Raw genomic sequence first — 15,195 nt, 5'->3', positions numbered from 1 at the left:
TTTCATTTGTTGTGCTTCCCCTGGTCGTTTCCAGAGGAGTGCGCTGCCGCCAGGTGTTCGGCGATGGCGCGAGCTACCGGGCGCGACTCCAGGTGGAGTCGGCCGACATTCACCTCGGGTCCGGCGAGCACGGTCAGCGAGGTGTAGCCGGCGGCGTAGATCACCACCTGCCCTTCGGTGCCGTGCACGACGACCTCGTTGAATCCGCCGCCGTGCGCGGTGCTGGCCAGCCGGTACGACAGCGACAGCTGTGCCGCGGCCAAGGCCGCCATCCCCGTCGGTTCGACCTGCGGCGGCAGGTCGTGTTCGATGAGCAGTCCGTCGCTCGAGGCGACCACGGTCCCGGTGAGCCGGGGTACGCGCTCGCGCAACGACTTCAGCTCGGCCAGCACGGCCGCGTTCCGTTCGGGCACGGTCATCGCCACTTTGGTCAACCTTCCCCTCCATTCACCGAGCAGCTTCTTGCGCACGGTCACTCGAGCTCCTCCAACGCCGCCCTGAGCCGGATGAGTACTTCGCGGTCGACCTGCTGCCAGCGCTCCGGTTCGTACGGTGTCGCGACAGCGGGGTTTCCGCATGACCGGACGGCCGCGGTCGCTTCCTCGTCGACCGCGTGCCGACCGTATCCCCCGACCCGCGGGGGACAGATCACTCCCGCGCCGCCGGCGGGAATCCGCTTCGGCAGCACTGGAACAGCTGGCGATTCCGGCGCCGAATGCCGTTGTCGTACCGGCATTTCGACAGGCTCCGGGGCGAGCGCGAGATGACGGCCGGTGCGCGGCACGGGCACCGTCTCGATGGCTCCCACCGTCTCGGTCGCGGCGACCGCCTCGATCGCCACCGCCGTCTCGATCGGCTCCGGCGCCTCGATCAGACCCGCGGCGGTGAGGTCGCGGACCGCGACGAGGCAGCCGTAGGTGGTGCGGCCGAGGTCGCGGGCGATCTCGGCGACACTGCGACGGGTGTCGGCGGCGGCGAGCACCTCGGCCTGATTACCGGTGAGCACCACCCGATTCCGGCGCACTCGGCGCGCGGGGACCACGGGAACGGCCGCGACCAGATCGGCGGGCCATGGGCCCCATTCCCGATCTCCGCGCCGGGCGCATTCGTGCACCACCGCGCGCGGTGCCACTCGGCATACCGGCGAGAGCCAATGTTCCGGCGCCGGCCGGAATTCCGGGTCGCCTGGTGAGGCGAGCAGAAAATAGGCGGCGTCGAAGACCGACAGCAACGCCAGAGTTTCCAGTCGGGGGCGGTGCAACAGCGGTCCGGGATCACCGGCACCGGCGCGCCGCCAATCCTCGGCGGTGGCAACTCCCGCCTCCACCACGAGCCGATCGAGACCGATGGTGCGCCGACAGCCGGCCGAGGCGATCGCGCCGCGCACGAGATGGAATTCGCCGTCGCCGGTCCGCAACACACCGGTCGACCCCTGGTCCTCCAGCCGGTGCAATTCCTCGGCCAACGCGACGCTCATCGATCGGCACCCGCCAGTTCGTCGAGTGCGTTCCTGAGCTGATAGCGCGCCATGCCGAGGTTGCCGGTGTCGCCGTCGAAGGCCACGTGCATGAACAGTCTGCCGTCGAAGTCCCCGTCGACCAGATGCAGCAGGTGGAACCCGCCGGTGCGGCAGACGACGAGCTCGGTGACGTCGTCGGTCCGGTCGTTGGTCAGCGCCGAACAGCCCAGCGCCGCCCGCACCACCTCGGTGGTGCTCGCCGCGTCTTCGTGTTCGTCGATGTCACCGTGCCCACCCGCTGCGGCGATCGCCAATCCACTTGCCCCGTCCACCAGTGTCACGCTGCGCGCACCGGGAATATCCATGATGCGTTTGAGGCAGCCGTCGAGAGAATTCACACGCCCCGGCCTTGTCATCGATCGGTTATCGAAACGAGACGCTATACCCACCCGCAAACATTCGCATCTTGAATGCGGGAAAATTGCTGCAGGGCAAAATGTTTGCTGAAGGTTGCTGGAAAACCGCTCGGTATCAATACTTTTGGGTAACTTCGGGCCCAATTCGCTGCTGCGACACGAAACCCGTGATCAACCGGGTATTCGGCGTCCAGCGATCTCCGCGCGAATATTCGATTCGACCCTCTTCACAGACTTCGCATACTGATTTCGACGCGAGAATCTCAGCCCGCAGCGCGCCGATACCAGGTTTGCGCTTCGCGGTGCGCGCCTTCGGATTCCAGCAGCGCGGCGAGATTGGCCATGGCGCGCGGGTGGCCGAGATCGGCGGCGCGACGGAAGCAACGGCGCGCCTCGGTGACGCTGCCGCGGCGGCGCAGGAGCATGCCGAGGTTGTTGATCGCGTCGATGTCGCCACTGTCGGCGGCCTCGCGGTACCAGGCCTCGGCATCGTCGACGCGGCGCTGATCCTCCAGCAGGCGCGCGAGATTGAACATGGCGTCGACGTGGCCCGCCATGGCGGCGTGGTGGTACCAGGTCTCGGCGTCGACGCGGTCGCCGCACTGGTAGAGCATGGTGGCCAGGTTGTACATGGCATTGCTGTTGCCACCGGCCGCGGCGCGCCGGTACCAGGATTCGGCCTCGTCGAGCTCGCCGAACTGGTCGAGCAGGACGGCGAGGTTGTTCATCGAGCGAGTGTGCCCCGCCGCCGCGGCACGCCGGAACCAGTGCTCGGCGGCTTCGAAATCGCTGTGGTTGTGGTAGAAGTGGGCGAGATTGTGCATGGCGGTACCGTCACCGCGCTCGGCGGCGCGACGCAGGGTCGCCAATGTTTCCGGCGGCAACGGCACAGCTCCCCCTCGGATCACCGATTCTGCTCTACGTGTTGAAGTCTATGTGGCGCAAGGGACATCAGCCACCAGCTTCTCGGCGCTCGAGAGGGGTTGAGCAGCTTGATGATTCATCTTGATAGCTATTGTTCCGCGATGTGTCGTAGGCGACACCACCAGGTTAATTCTCTTCGATGACTCTCGAATACATCGACAACCTTCGCTAACATCTCTTCGAGAGCTCTCGAAGAGAAGGAGGCCCCGTGCCCCTCGGACGCTGGAAATCGGTCGACCACCCCGACATCGCGGACGTGGCGATCGATGACGTGTTGCACGCGCTCGCCGATCCGACGCGACGGCGGATCGTGCGCATGCTCATCACCGACGGTGACCGTCCATGCGGCACCTTCGGACTCGGCGTCGCCCCGTCCACCCTCAGCCACCACTTCAAAGCCCTGCGCAACGCCGGACTGATCCGCCAGTTCGACAGCGGCAGACAGCGCATGAACACCACCCGGCTCACCGAACTCGACACCCGATTCCCCGGCCTGGTCTCCTCGATCCTCGACCTCGCCGACCCGAACCCCTGAGGAGCGGCCATGCCGTTGATCACCATCGCGAGAATCACCGCCGTCCCGGTCAGCGTCTGGCTGATCACCGCACTGACCTTCGACGCCGACTACCGCGCCGACAACATCTTCGCCGTCCCCGACTTCGCCTTCTCCCTGCTCCTGCTGGTCGCGGCCGTGCTCCCCCGCCGGATCGCCGTCCCCACCCTGATCACCGGCTTCTATTTCGGCTCCGGCGTGATCACCATCGCCGCGCTCGAACGATTCGACCTGGGTCAGCCGGCGCAGGGCGCGCTGAACCTGGTCATCGTCGCGGCGTACCTGACCGTCGCGGTACTGCTCACCCTCGACCACGGCCGGACGCGGATGCCCTCCCCCGCCGGATCGCCAGGCTAGGCGCAGACACGACAGCGCCCGTGGACCGGTGAGTCCACGGGCGCTGTCGAGAACAGATCTACCGCTGGGCGACGGCGGACGGCGGGATCGGCGCGGGGAGCGCGGTCTCGCCTTCCAGGTACTGGTCGACCGCGGCGGCGGCGGCGCGGCCCTCGGCGATGGCCCAGACGATCAGCGACTGGCCGCGGCCCATGTCACCGGCGACGTAGACGCCGGGGATGTTGGTGGCCCAGTTCTTGTCGCGCTGGACATTGCCACGACCGTCGTAGCCGACGCCGAGGTCGGTCAGCAGGCCGGGCTTCTGCGGGCCGACGAAGCCCATGGCCAGCAGGACCAGGTCGGCCTCGAGGGTGAAGTCGGTGCCTTCGACCTTCTCGAAGCGGCCGTTGGCCATCTTGACCTCGTGCGCCTCCAGCCCCGCTACCACATCACGGCCTTGCTCATCTTTGCGGCCGACGAAACGCTCGGTGTTCACGGAGAACACCCGCTCGCCGCCCTCCTCGTGCGCCGAGGAGACCCGGTACATGAGGGGGTAGGTCGGCCACGGGGTGGAGCCCGCGCGCTCCTCCGGCGGACGGGGCATGATCTCGAACTGGTGGACCGACTCGGCACCGTGGCGGTGCGAGGTGCCCAGGCAGTCGGCGCCGGTGTCGCCGCCACCGATGATGACGACCTTCTTGCCCTTGGCGTGGATCGGCGGCAGGCCGTTCTCGTCGAGGACGTCGTCACCGAGCTGGGCGCGGTTGGCCCAGGGCAGGAACTCCATCGCCTGATGGATGCCGTCGAGCTCGCGGCCCGGGATCGGCAGGTCGCGGGCGATGGTCGCGCCACCGGCGAGGACCACCGCGTCGTACTGCTCGCGCAGCTGCTCGGCGGTGATGTCGACGCCGACGTTCACGCTGGTCTTGAAGATGGTGCCCTCGGCCTCCATCTGGGCCAGGCGTCGGTCGATGACCGACTTCTCCATCTTGAATTCCGGGATGCCGTAGCGCATCAGGCCGCCGATGCGGTCCTCGCGCTCGAACACGGTCACGGTGTGACCGGCCCGGGTGAGCTGCTGGGCGGCGGCCAGACCGGCCGGGCCCGAACCGACGACGGCGATCTTCTTGCCGGTCAGGCGAGTCGGGTACACCGGGGTGACCCAGCCCTCGTCGAACGCGTTCTCGACGAGCTCGACCTCGACCTGCTTGATGGTGACCGGCTGCTGGTTGATACCGAGCACGCAGGACGCCTCACACGGCGCCGGGCACAGCCGACCGGTGAACTCCGGGAAGTTGTTGGTGGCGTGCAGGCGGTCGATGCCCTCGCGCCACGCGCCCTTGTACACCAGGTCGTTCCACTCGGGGATCAGGTTCCCGAGCGGACAACCCTGATGGCAGAAGGGGATACCGCAGTCCATGCAGCGGCTGGCCTGCTTCTGCAGCGTGTCGTGGGAGAACTTGTCCTCGTAGACCTCTTTCCAGTCGAGCAGTCGCAGCTCGACCGGGCGACGGGTGGGGAGTTCCCGCGAGGTGTGCTTCAAAAATCCCTGTGGGTCAGCCACGAGCCGCCTCCATAATCGCCTCGTCCACGTCCTTGCCGCTCTTCTCGGCTTCGGAGATGGCGAGCAGAACCTTCTTGTATTCGCGGGGCATGACCTTCACGAAGTGGATCACCTGCTGGGACCAGTCGCTCAGGATGCGCTCGGCCACCGCCGAACCCGTCTCGTCGCGATGGGTCGCGATGATGTCGCGCAGCCAGGTGAAGTCGTCACCGGAGAGCTGCTCGATCGCGTCGGCCTGATCCGGGTTGACCCGCTGCGCGAGCGTGCCGTCGGGGTCGTAGACGAACGCCACGCCACCGGACATACCGGCACCGAGGTTGCGGCCGGTGCCACCGAGGATGACCACCCGGCCACCGGTCATGTACTCGAGCGCGTGGTCGCCCACACCCTCGACGACCGCGGTGGCGCCGGAGTTGCGCACGCCGAACCGCTCGCCCGCGACACCGTTGATCAGGATGCGGCCGCTGGTCGCGCCGAACATGATCACGTTGCCCGCGATGATGTTGTTCTCGGCGACGAAGCCCTCCGGCGCGTTGATCGCCGGGCGCACCACGATGTGGCCGCCGGACAGACCCTTGCCGACGTAGTCGTTGGCATCACCGTGCACGCGCAGCGTGATACCGGCCGGGACGAACGCGCCGAAGCTGTTGCCCGCCGAACCGGTGAAGGTGATGTCGATGGTGTCGTCGGGCAGGCCCGCGCCACCGTAGAGCTTGGTCACCTCGTGGCCGAGCATGGTGCCGACCGTGCGGTTGACGTTGGTGATCTTGGTTTCGATCTTGACCGCCTGACCACGCTCGAGCGCGTCGGCGCTCTTGGCGATCAGCTCGTTGTCGAGCGCCTTGTCCAGACCGTGGTCCTGGGTGCCGGTGCAGCGGGTGTCCTGGTTCATGAACGCCGTCTCCGGCATGTCCAGGATCGGCGACAGGTCCAGCTTGGCGGCCTTGAAGTGCTGCTTGGCCTTGGCGGTGTCGAGCAGGTCGACCCGGCCGACGGCCTCGTCGAGGGTGCGGAAGCCCAGCTCGGCGAGCAGCTCACGCACCTCCTCGGCGATGAACAGCATGAAGTTCTCGACGAACTCGGCCTTGCCGGTGAACCGCTCGCGCAGCACCGGGTTCTGGGTGGCGATGCCGACCGGGCAGGTGTCGAGGTGGCACACGCGCATCATGATGCAGCCCGAGACCACCAGCGGAGCGGTCGCGAAACCGAACTCCTCGGCGCCGAGCAGCGCGGCGATCATCACGTCGCGGCCGGTCTTCATCTGACCGTCGACCTGGACCACGATGCGGTCGCGCAGGCCGTTGAGCAGCAGCGTCTGCTGGGTCTCGGCCAGGCCGAGCTCCCAGGGACCACCCGCGTGCTTGAGCGAGGTCAGCGGCGAGGCGCCGGTGCCGCCGTCGTGGCCCGAGATGAGCACGACGTCGGCGTGCGCTTTCGAAACACCAGTCGCCACCGTCCCGACACCCGGCTCCGCGACAAGTTTCACGTGAATCCGAGCCTGCGGGTTCGCGTTCTTCAAGTCGTGGATCAGCTGGGCCAGATCCTCGATCGAGTAGATGTCGTGGTGCGGCGGCGGGGAGATCAGGCCGACACCCGGAGTGGAGTGACGCACCTCGGCGACCCACGGGTACACCTTGTGCGCGGGCAGCTGACCGCCCTCGCCGGGCTTGGCGCCCTGGGCCATCTTGATCTGGATGTCGGTAGCGTTGGTCAGGTAGTGCGCGGTGACGCCGAACCGACCCGAGGCGACCTGCTTGATCGCCGACCGACGCCAGTCGCCGTTCTCCTCGACCTCGAAGCGGGCCGGGCTCTCGCCGCCCTCACCGGAGTTCGAGCGGGCGCCGAGACGGTTCATCGCGACCGCGAGGGTCTCGTGGGCCTCGGCGGAGATGGAGCCGTAGCTCATCGCGCCGGTGGAGAAGCGCTTGACGATCTCGCTCGCGGGCTCGACCTGGTCGATCGAGATGGGCGCGCGCTGGCCCTTCTTGAACTTGAACAGGCCACGCAGCGCGGCCAGTCGCTCGGACTGATCGTCGACCAGCTTGGTGTACTCCTTGAAGATCGAGTACTGACCGGTGCGGGTCGCGTGCTGCAGCTTGAACACGGTGTCGGGGTTGAACAGGTGGTACTCGCCCTCGCGACGCCACTGGTACTCGCCGCCGACCTCGAGCTCGCGGTGCGCGCGCTCGTTGCGGTTCTCCAGGAACGCGGTGCGGTGGCGGATGGCCACCTCTTCGGCGATCTCGTCGAGACCGATGCCGCCCAGCGGGGAGCGCAGGCCGGTGAAGTACTCGTCGACCAGGTCCTGCGCCAGACCGATGACCTGATACAGCTGGGCGCCGTTGTAGGAGGCGAGGGTGGAGATGCCCATCTTCGACATCACCTTGAGCACGCCGTTGCTGGCCGCGGCGCAGTAGTTCGCGACGGCCTTGCCGAAATCGGCGGCCAGGTCACCGGTGGAACCGGGGATCTGCAGCGAACCGCGCTCGAGCATGTCCTCGATCGACTCGAACGCCATGTACGGGTTGATCGCGGCCGCGCCGAAGCCGACCAGCATGGCCATGTGGTGCACCTCGCGGGCGTCACCGGCCTCGACGACCAGGCCGACCATGGTGCGGGTGCGCTCGCGCACCAGGTGGTGGTGCACCGAGGAGGTGAGCAGCAGCGACGGGATCGGCGCCAGCTTCTCGTTGGACTCGCGGTCGGACAGCACGATGATGCGCGCGCCGCCGTCGATCGCGGCCGAGACCTGGGTGTTGATGGCTTCCAGCGCCCTGCGCAGGCCCTTGCCACCCTTCTTCACCGGGTACAGACCGCGCACGACCACCGAGCGCAGGCCGGGCTGGCTGCCGTCGTCGTTGATGTGCACGAGCTTGGACAGCTCGTCGTTGTCCAGGATCGGCTGCTCGAGCGCGATCTGCCGGCACGACTCGGGGCCGGGGTGCAGCAGGTCGGCCTCGGGGCCGAGGTTGCGCTTGAGGCTGGTGACGACCTTCTCGCGGATGGCGTCCAGCGGCGGGTTGGTGACCTGCGCGAACAGCTGGGAGAAGTAGTCGAACAGCAGACGCGACCGGTTCGACAGCACCGCGATCGGGGTGTCGGTGCCCATCGAGCCCAGTGCTTCACCGCCGGTCTTGGCCATCGGCGAGATGAGCAGGTTCAGGTCCTCGGTGGTGTAGCCGAAGATCTGCTGCCGGATCAGCACCCGGTCGTGCGACATGTGCACGTGCGGGCGGTCGGGCAGATCGGCCATCCGGCTCACGCCGGCATCGAGCCACTGCTGGTACGGCTGAGCCGCGGCCAGTTCGGACTTGATCTCCGCGTCGGTGACGATGCGGCCCTGCTCGGTGTCGACCAGGAACATCTTGCCCGGCTGCAGGCGAATCTTCTGGACCACGGTGGCGGGGTCGATGTCGAGGACACCGACCTCGGAGGCCAGCACGACGAGGCCGTCCTCGGTGACCCAGATCCGGCCGGGGCGCAGGCCGTTGCGGTCGAGCACGGCGCCGATCTTGGTGCCGTCGGTGAAGCAGACCGCGGCGGGTCCGTCCCAGGGCTCCATCAGCATCGAGTGGTACTCGTAGAACGCCCGCAGCTGCGGGTCCATGCTCTCGTTGCGTTCCCAGGCCTCGGGAATCATCATCAGGATCGCGTGGTGCAGGTCGCGGCCGCCGAGATGCAGCAGCTCGAGCACCTCGTCGAAGCGCGCGGTGTCACTGGCGCCCGGCGTACAGACGGGGAAGATCTTCTCGAGCCGGTTGTTGCCCGCCTCGTCCTTGCCGAACACATCCGAACGCAGCAGCGCCTCTCGCGCGCGCATCCAGTTCTCGTTGCCGGTGACGGTGTTGATCTCACCGTTGTGGGCGACCCGGCGGAACGGGTGCGCCAGCGGCCACGAGGGGAAGGTGTTGGTGGAGAAGCGCGAGTGCACGATGCCGAGCGCCGACTCGACGCGGTCGTCCTGCAGGTCGAGGTAGAACGCGCGCAGCTGCGGCGTGGTGAACATGCCCTTGTAGATGAAGGTCTCGCCGGACAGGCTCGGGAAGTACACCGATTCCTTGCCGACGGTGCCCTCGCCGGGGCCTGCCTTGCCCAGCTCGTGCTCGATCCGCTTGCGGATCACGTAGGCGCGACGCTCCAGCGCCATCCCCGAGAGCTGCTCGGCGGAGTTCTTCGGCGAGGCGATGAAGATCTGCCGGAAGGTCGGCATGGCGTCGCGGGCCAGCGCGCCGAGGGAGGACTCGTCGATCGGCACCTCGCGCCAGCCGAGCACGGCCATGCCCTCTTCGGTGACGATCTTCTCGACGCCGTAGGCGGCGCGGGCGGCCTCACGACGGGCCTGCGGCAGGAAGGCGATACCGGTGGCGTAGGAGCCCGCGGCGGGCAGCTCGAAGGGGGCAGCGCTCTCCGCGATCGCGGCACGGAAGAACCTGTCCGGGAGCTGGATGAGGATGCCGGCGCCGTCACCGGAGTTCGGCTCGGCACCCGCGGCACCGCGGTGCTCCAGGTTCAGCAGGGCCGTGATGGCCTTGTCGACGATGTCTCGACTGCGTCGTCCGTGCATGTCGGCGACGAACGCGACACCACAGGCGTCGTGTTCGTATGCCGGATCGTAGAGCCCGGTGACACCGGGTGACCTGTGGCCAGGAAGTTGCGTCATGCCTCTGCCTTCAAGAAAGTCGGCTGTCGATGAGATCTCACCGCCCAGTGCTGAGCGAGGGCCCTTCGTCGTTTCGCCTCCGTCAAGACTGCGTCCGTACGATCCGAAACCAGCGGCGATGGTGGTTTGCGGTGTGCAGTCACGTCTCCAGTTGTCCACCCGCTTCGTTGCCGTAGTGGGGTGCTCAGAGGTAACGGAACGCTTACGTGTTCCTTACCTCCGCGCGGTTTTCACCCGCTACTCTTGGCCCGGTTTCACCGGACCCCGAACAGGTGGTTGTGCCGAGCAGGGGTGTGCTCGGCGTAAGAGCAAACGATAAGTCAGACCGCTGGCCCAACCAACTAAGGTTGTACTAATAACCTTGTCTAGCTGGGGTTTGTAGCGGCCGCCCACTTCGTCGCGCGCGTCGTCCAGTGTAAAGCAGAGCGGGGCACGGATCGATCCCGAACAACCCACGCCGACCTGCGCAAACACGGTGGACGAGCAGGCTCGAAACAACCGTCGACACCGGGCCGAAAGTTCAACTCACCTGCACCGCAGCAGGTTTCCCCGGCAATGCCCTGGTCAAACCTCTCGGGCCCGCTAACGGCGGAAGTCAGCGATGAGATCTTCCCGACAGCGGCCCCGACAAGCCATGGCAGTCAGCCGACCGTACGGTCTGTACTGCCAAATGTGTGTCACAGCACATCTTTAGTTAACTTTTCGGCAGTGGTTTTGGCCACAGAATCGCCGCCGCGGCCGTTCGAGCAAGGCTCGCCGGGGACGACACGCCGAGTTTCTCGCGCAATCGCGCCTCGGTGTCGTCACCGGCGCGATATCAACGCCGTCGCCGTGTGAGGCTGCCCACAAGTGCCACCTCGCTACTCGGTGTGTCGGCGCCGGGCCTGTCACGCTGACACAACGAATCCATGACAGTTTCGCCTGCCGAGTGGAGCTCGAGAACCCGGGGAGAACCTATGACCGGCACACTCGCCTGGCTCGGCGGAGGCCTCGCCTCACCCCGGCGCCGGGATCCCGGCACGGGCGCCGAGCCGGCCCAACACCAGGAACGCGCCGGATACGTCGTCACCGGCGCCGCCGTGCTGCTGTTCGCCGTCATCGCGGCAATCGTCACCGCCGCCGCGCTGCTGGCCGCCGACGGCATCGGCGCGGTGGTCGTCGTCCTCGCGCTGCTCGTCGCGGTGGTCGCGGGCGCGCTCGGCCGTGCGCTGGCCACCACCAGGCCCGGTGCGGGCGGGCTCGGTGGCGGTGCGGGTCGGCTCGATGGCAGCGTTGATCCGGCTGGTGCGAGTGTGCGCAGCGACCCGGCTGCGGCGCGGCGCGATCGGCTCGGCGCAGCGGCCACGATCGGGGTCGGCGTGCTGGCCGGGGTGTTCGTGGCCGAGCTCGCCGCCACCGTCGTGCTCGGCGGGACTGTCGATCGGGAACTCGATGTGCGTGCGCAGGCGAGTGCGGAGAACGCTCCTGGCGTCGTCGCGGCCCGCACCGAATACGACCTTGCCGCCGCCGATCGCGCGGCCCTCGACGCCCGTATCGCCGAGGCGCAGGCCGACATCGACACCGCGCTGGTGATCGCGCGCTGCGAGTACAACCCGACCCCGGAGTGCCCGCAGACCCGGATCACCGGCGTCCCCGGCCGCGGTCCGGAGGCCCAGACCGCCAACGACATGCTCGACGACGCCCGCGCGCAGCTGGCGGCAGACCGGTCCCGTATCGCCGAACTCGACCAGCGGGTGCGCACCGAGACCGCCGAACTCGCGGCCGCCCGCGCGACCGCCTTCGCCGAGGGTGACCGCGGTCTCGGCGCGCGCTGGCTGGCCATGAACAGCTACACCGGCACGCACGCGGGCGCCGCGGCCCTGCGACTGCTGATGCTCGCCGCCGGAATCGTGCTGGCCCTGCTCCCGCTGCTGCTGCGCTGGTGGCGCGGGGAAACCTCGCTCGACCGCAGGGTCGACGCCGCCGAGCTGGCCGACCGCGCCCAGCGCGAGTCCGACGCCGCGATCGCGGTGAAACGCGCCGAGGTGCGGACCGAGACGGCCACGCTGCGCGCCGAGCACGAGCTCACCGCCGCGCGGCTGGCCATCGAAGCCGATACCGTGATCGATCGAGAACGTCAGCGCACCAGGATCATCGCCGCGATCGGCGGCTTCGAGCTCGGGGTCACCGAGCCCCATCGAAAGGACGACGCCGTGGCTCTGGAGCCGAACGTGACACCGCAACTGCCCGCGGGCTACCTGCCGAACGCGCTGCCGCAGGGATCGCAGGCGGGCGCCCTCGTCCCCGCGCAGCAGATGGCCACCCCCGCGGCCCCCGCGCCGACGCCGAACAGCGGCGGCGGGCTCGAACTGCCGATCATCGGCACGGTGCCGTTCACCGACACCGCGGCCCGCTGGATCCGGCCGCTGGTCCCCTCCTTCGTCGCCAACGCGATCGATTCGGCGACCCACCCGCTGCGCACCGCGCGCCAGGCGTTCGAAGAGGTCGAGGAGGTGACCTTCACGCTGCGCCGCAGCCGCAAGGTCACCGTCGACACCCAGGATTCCGCCGCCCAGCAGCAGGTCCCCGTCGGCTACCAACTGCCGCCCGGCTACCAGCCCGGCTACCAGCTGCCCCCCGGCGTCGCCGCACCACACGCCGATCCCGCTGCGGCCCAGTACAACCCGTACGCCCAGCAGATCGCCTCGACCGTCGTCGACGCCCCGAACGCCCGCTACCACCCGGACCCCCGCCAGTACGGCTACCCGTCCCACACCGCCCTCCCGGCCGGATCGAACGCCCTACTGCCCCAGGCGGATCAGCACACCGAACTGCCCAGCCGCGGCACCGCCGAACTCCCCGGACACCAGGGGCCCCGCGAGCTCCCGCCTGCCCGCTGAGCTGGAGCCACTCCGAGCTGCCTGCCCGCGGCATCTCCGCACTCCCCCGGACACCGCGGACCCCATCCGCCGCTGCGACTGTGGGCGACCGGATCGCACGCGAGCTCCAGGTCGGAAGAACCAGGCCCCGTGGCTTTCATTCGCGCGGTGTCTTGGTGCGCACCGCCGTGATCGCAGCGAACAGCAAGACCGCGACCATGCCGAGGACGGTCAGGTGGATACCGGACACGAACGACTCGTGCACCGACGACAGGAATTCGCCCGCCGCCGACGGCGGTAGCGCGTCGACCGCGTCGACCGCGCTGCTGAGCGAGTCCGAGGCGGTCGCGCTCAGTTCGCCCGGCAGGGCCGACAGATCGAGGCCGCGCCGGAACACCGCCATCACGGTGCTGCCGAGGACGGCGACGCCGAGCGCGAGGCCGACCTCGTAGGCGGTCTCGGAGATGGCCGCGGCCGCGCCGGCGCGTTCGGCGGGTGCCGAGCCGACGACCAGGTCGGCGGACACCGTCATCGCCACGCCCGCACCGAGCCCGATCCCGGTGAAGCCGAGCACGAACGCCCCGGCACCACTGCTCGCGTCGACGGCGAAGAAGGCCGCCGCGCCGAGCGCGGTGACGACGAGCGCACCGCCGAGCACCACGACCGCCCGCCAGCGCCGCACCAGCAGCGCCGCTGTCAGCGAACCGACCACGCTGGCCACCAGGCCGGGCACCATCAGCAAGCCCGCGTCCAGGGGCGAGCGGCCGAGCACCAGCTGCAGGTACTGCGAGCCGAAGAACAGCACACCGGCCAGGGCGAACACCGCGAGCATGTTGGTGAGCACGGCCACCCGGAACCGCGGCAGTGCGAACAACCGCAGGTCGAGCATGGGGTCGGCGAGGCGACGCTGCCTGCGCGTGAACGCCATCCCCGCGCCGACGCCGACCAAGCCGATCACCAGCACGCCGAGGTCGAGGCCGTGCGCGGCGGTTTCCTTGATCGCGTAGACCACCGGGACCAGCGCCAGCATCGCGAGGACGGCGCTGAACGCGTCGAACCGGCCCGGATGCGGGTCGCGTGATTCCGGGATGAGCAGCGGCGCGAGCACCAGCAGCCCCGCCATGACGGGCAGGTTGACCAGGAACACCGAGCCCCACCAGAAGTGCTCGAGCAGCCAGCCGCCGACCAGCGGACCCGCGGCCGCGCCACCGCCCGCCATCGCGCTCCACACGCCGATGGCCACGGTGCGCTGTCGCGGGTCCTGGAAGATCGAGCGGATCAGCCCGAGGGTGGCAGGCATCAGGGTGGCGCCCGCGACGCCTTGCAGCACGCGCGCCGCGATCAGCATCTCCGGCGAGCCGGCCCAGGCGGCCAGCGCCGAGGCGATACCGAAACCGGCGGCGCCGATCAGCAGCAGCTTCCGCCTGCCGATGCGGTCGCCGAGATTGCCCATGACGACGAGCAGGCCGGCGAGCACGAACGAGTAGACGTCGATGATCCAGAGCAGCTGCGGCGTGCTCGGGGCGAGGTCGGCGCTGATCGCGGGCACGGCGAGGTCGAGCACGGTCGCGTCGATCGCGAGCAGCAACAGGGCCAGGGCGAGTACGGCCAGACCCGCCCAGTCGCGTGCGGTGGCACGCGGTGGGGCGACCCCGGGTTCGGGGGTGGTGACTGGGGTGTTCATCGGATTTCTCGACTTCCGTCGGGTAGCAGTTGGTAAACCGTCCAGACGGTACAGTAGCAAACTAACCGTCCGGACGGTACAGTGACTGTGTGGCAGCTGACACTCGCGATCGCATCCTCGACGCCATGGAGACCCTGCTACTCGAACGCGGCGCCTCCCAGCTCACGCTCGAGAACGTCGCGGCGGCGGCCGGTGTCTCCAAGGGCGGGCTGCTTTATCACTTCAAGACCAAGGACGCCATGCTCGCCGGGCTCGTCCACCGCCTCGGCGAACGCGCCCGCGACCATCTCGCGGCCGCGCGGGCGCAGGGCAGCTCGACCGCCGAGTGGTACCTGCAATCGCCGGACCCCACCGAACCGGCCGACGCGATCGAATTGACGCTCTACCGCTCCATGCTGGCCACCATGCGCACCATCGACGCCTCGACCGCGCACTCGCCCGACGAGATCCAGCAGGCACTCGGCGATGTGATGACGTCCTGGTCGGACAATCTCGACCTCGAGATCGACGACCCGGTCCGCGCCGATACGATTCGCCTGGTCGGCGACGGCGTCTACCTGCGCGCGCTGCTCGGCCTGCCCCCGCTCGATCCCGACCGCTACCGCCAGGTCGTCGACCGGCTGCTCGAGCGCTGACCGTTCAGTGGACATCTGTACTCCGAACAGGATCTCCGCCGACTCACCCGGTCGCACCACCACCGCACCCCCGAAAAGGCATCGCGGTCTGGTTATATAGCACAAT

11 protein-coding genes are annotated in these 15,195 nt (G+C 68.5%); 4 read left to right on the top strand and 7 right to left on the bottom strand.

The features are described from left to right. Window positions 1-2: 2 nt before the first annotated feature. The 4 genes from BOX37_RS00285 to BOX37_RS00270 form a co-directional block, all read right to left on the bottom strand. Window positions 3-476 (bottom strand): roadblock/LC7 domain-containing protein, encoded by a 474-nt coding sequence (locus BOX37_RS00285; protein WP_240505150.1) that lies wholly within the window; start codon window positions 474-476, stop codon window positions 3-5. Next, on the bottom strand, window positions 473-1,477 hold the full coding sequence (locus tag BOX37_RS00280) for a hypothetical protein (protein WP_071925696.1): 1,005 nt from the start codon (window positions 1,475-1,477) through the stop codon (window positions 473-475). The genes BOX37_RS00285 and BOX37_RS00280 overlap by 4 nt, the downstream gene beginning before the upstream one ends. Continuing rightward, window positions 1,474-1,857, bottom strand: coding sequence for a roadblock/LC7 domain-containing protein (locus BOX37_RS00275; RefSeq protein ID WP_084759344.1), 384 nt, complete (start codon window positions 1,855-1,857; stop codon window positions 1,474-1,476). The genes BOX37_RS00280 and BOX37_RS00275 overlap by 4 nt, the downstream gene beginning before the upstream one ends. 281 nt (window positions 1,858-2,138) lie before the next feature. Beyond that, a complete protein-coding gene (locus BOX37_RS00270; RefSeq protein ID WP_071925695.1) occupies window positions 2,139-2,765 on the bottom strand; it encodes a tetratricopeptide repeat protein in 627 nt (208 codons plus the stop codon). A gap of 242 nt (window positions 2,766-3,007) precedes the next feature. Here BOX37_RS00270 and BOX37_RS00265 point away from each other — a divergent pair, with 242 nt between their 5' ends. Both BOX37_RS00265 and BOX37_RS00260 read left to right on the top strand, forming a co-directional pair. Beyond that, window positions 3,008-3,334 (top strand): ArsR/SmtB family transcription factor, encoded by a 327-nt coding sequence (locus BOX37_RS00265; protein WP_071925694.1) that lies wholly within the window; start codon window positions 3,008-3,010, stop codon window positions 3,332-3,334. A gap of 9 nt (window positions 3,335-3,343) precedes the next feature. Then, the gene (locus BOX37_RS00260) at window positions 3,344-3,709 is read left to right on the top strand and encodes a hypothetical protein (RefSeq protein WP_071925693.1); all 366 of its coding nucleotides are present in this window, start codon (window positions 3,344-3,346) and stop codon (window positions 3,707-3,709) included. A 58-nt stretch (window positions 3,710-3,767) separates the two neighbouring features. Here BOX37_RS00260 and BOX37_RS00255 read toward each other — a convergent pair whose 3' ends face one another. Then, entirely contained in the window at window positions 3,768-5,252 is a 1,485-nt protein-coding gene (locus BOX37_RS00255; protein WP_071925692.1) for a glutamate synthase subunit beta, read from the bottom strand. Continuing rightward, window positions 5,245-9,912: a glutamate synthase large subunit gene (gene gltB / locus BOX37_RS00250; RefSeq protein WP_071925691.1), complete on the bottom strand. Its 4,668-nt coding sequence runs from the start codon at window positions 9,910-9,912 to the stop codon at window positions 5,245-5,247. The genes BOX37_RS00255 and gltB overlap by 8 nt, the downstream gene beginning before the upstream one ends. 956 nt (window positions 9,913-10,868) lie before the next feature. On the opposite strand from gltB, the gene BOX37_RS00245 reads away from it, so the two are divergent. After that, a complete protein-coding gene (locus tag BOX37_RS00245; RefSeq protein ID WP_071925690.1) occupies window positions 10,869-12,791 on the top strand; it encodes a DUF4407 domain-containing protein in 1,923 nt (640 codons plus the stop codon). Between the two features lie 136 nt (window positions 12,792-12,927). Here BOX37_RS00245 and BOX37_RS00240 read toward each other — a convergent pair whose 3' ends face one another. Next, window positions 12,928-14,454: an MFS transporter gene (locus BOX37_RS00240; RefSeq protein WP_071925689.1), complete on the bottom strand. Its 1,527-nt coding sequence runs from the start codon at window positions 14,452-14,454 to the stop codon at window positions 12,928-12,930. 89 nt (window positions 14,455-14,543) lie between these two features. Between BOX37_RS00240 and BOX37_RS00235 the strand changes: the two genes are divergently transcribed. After that, complete coding sequence (locus tag BOX37_RS00235; protein WP_071925688.1) at window positions 14,544-15,089, top strand: TetR/AcrR family transcriptional regulator; 546 nt, start codon at window positions 14,544-14,546, stop codon at window positions 15,087-15,089. Window positions 15,090-15,195: the final 106 nt, after the last annotated feature.

It is taken from the genome of Nocardia mangyaensis, assembly GCF_001886715.1.
Taxonomy (GTDB): Bacteria; Actinomycetota; Actinomycetes; order Mycobacteriales; family Mycobacteriaceae; genus Nocardia; species Nocardia mangyaensis.
Note: the sequence above shows the minus strand (reverse complement) of the source record. Positions and strands in the feature narration are given on the sequence as shown.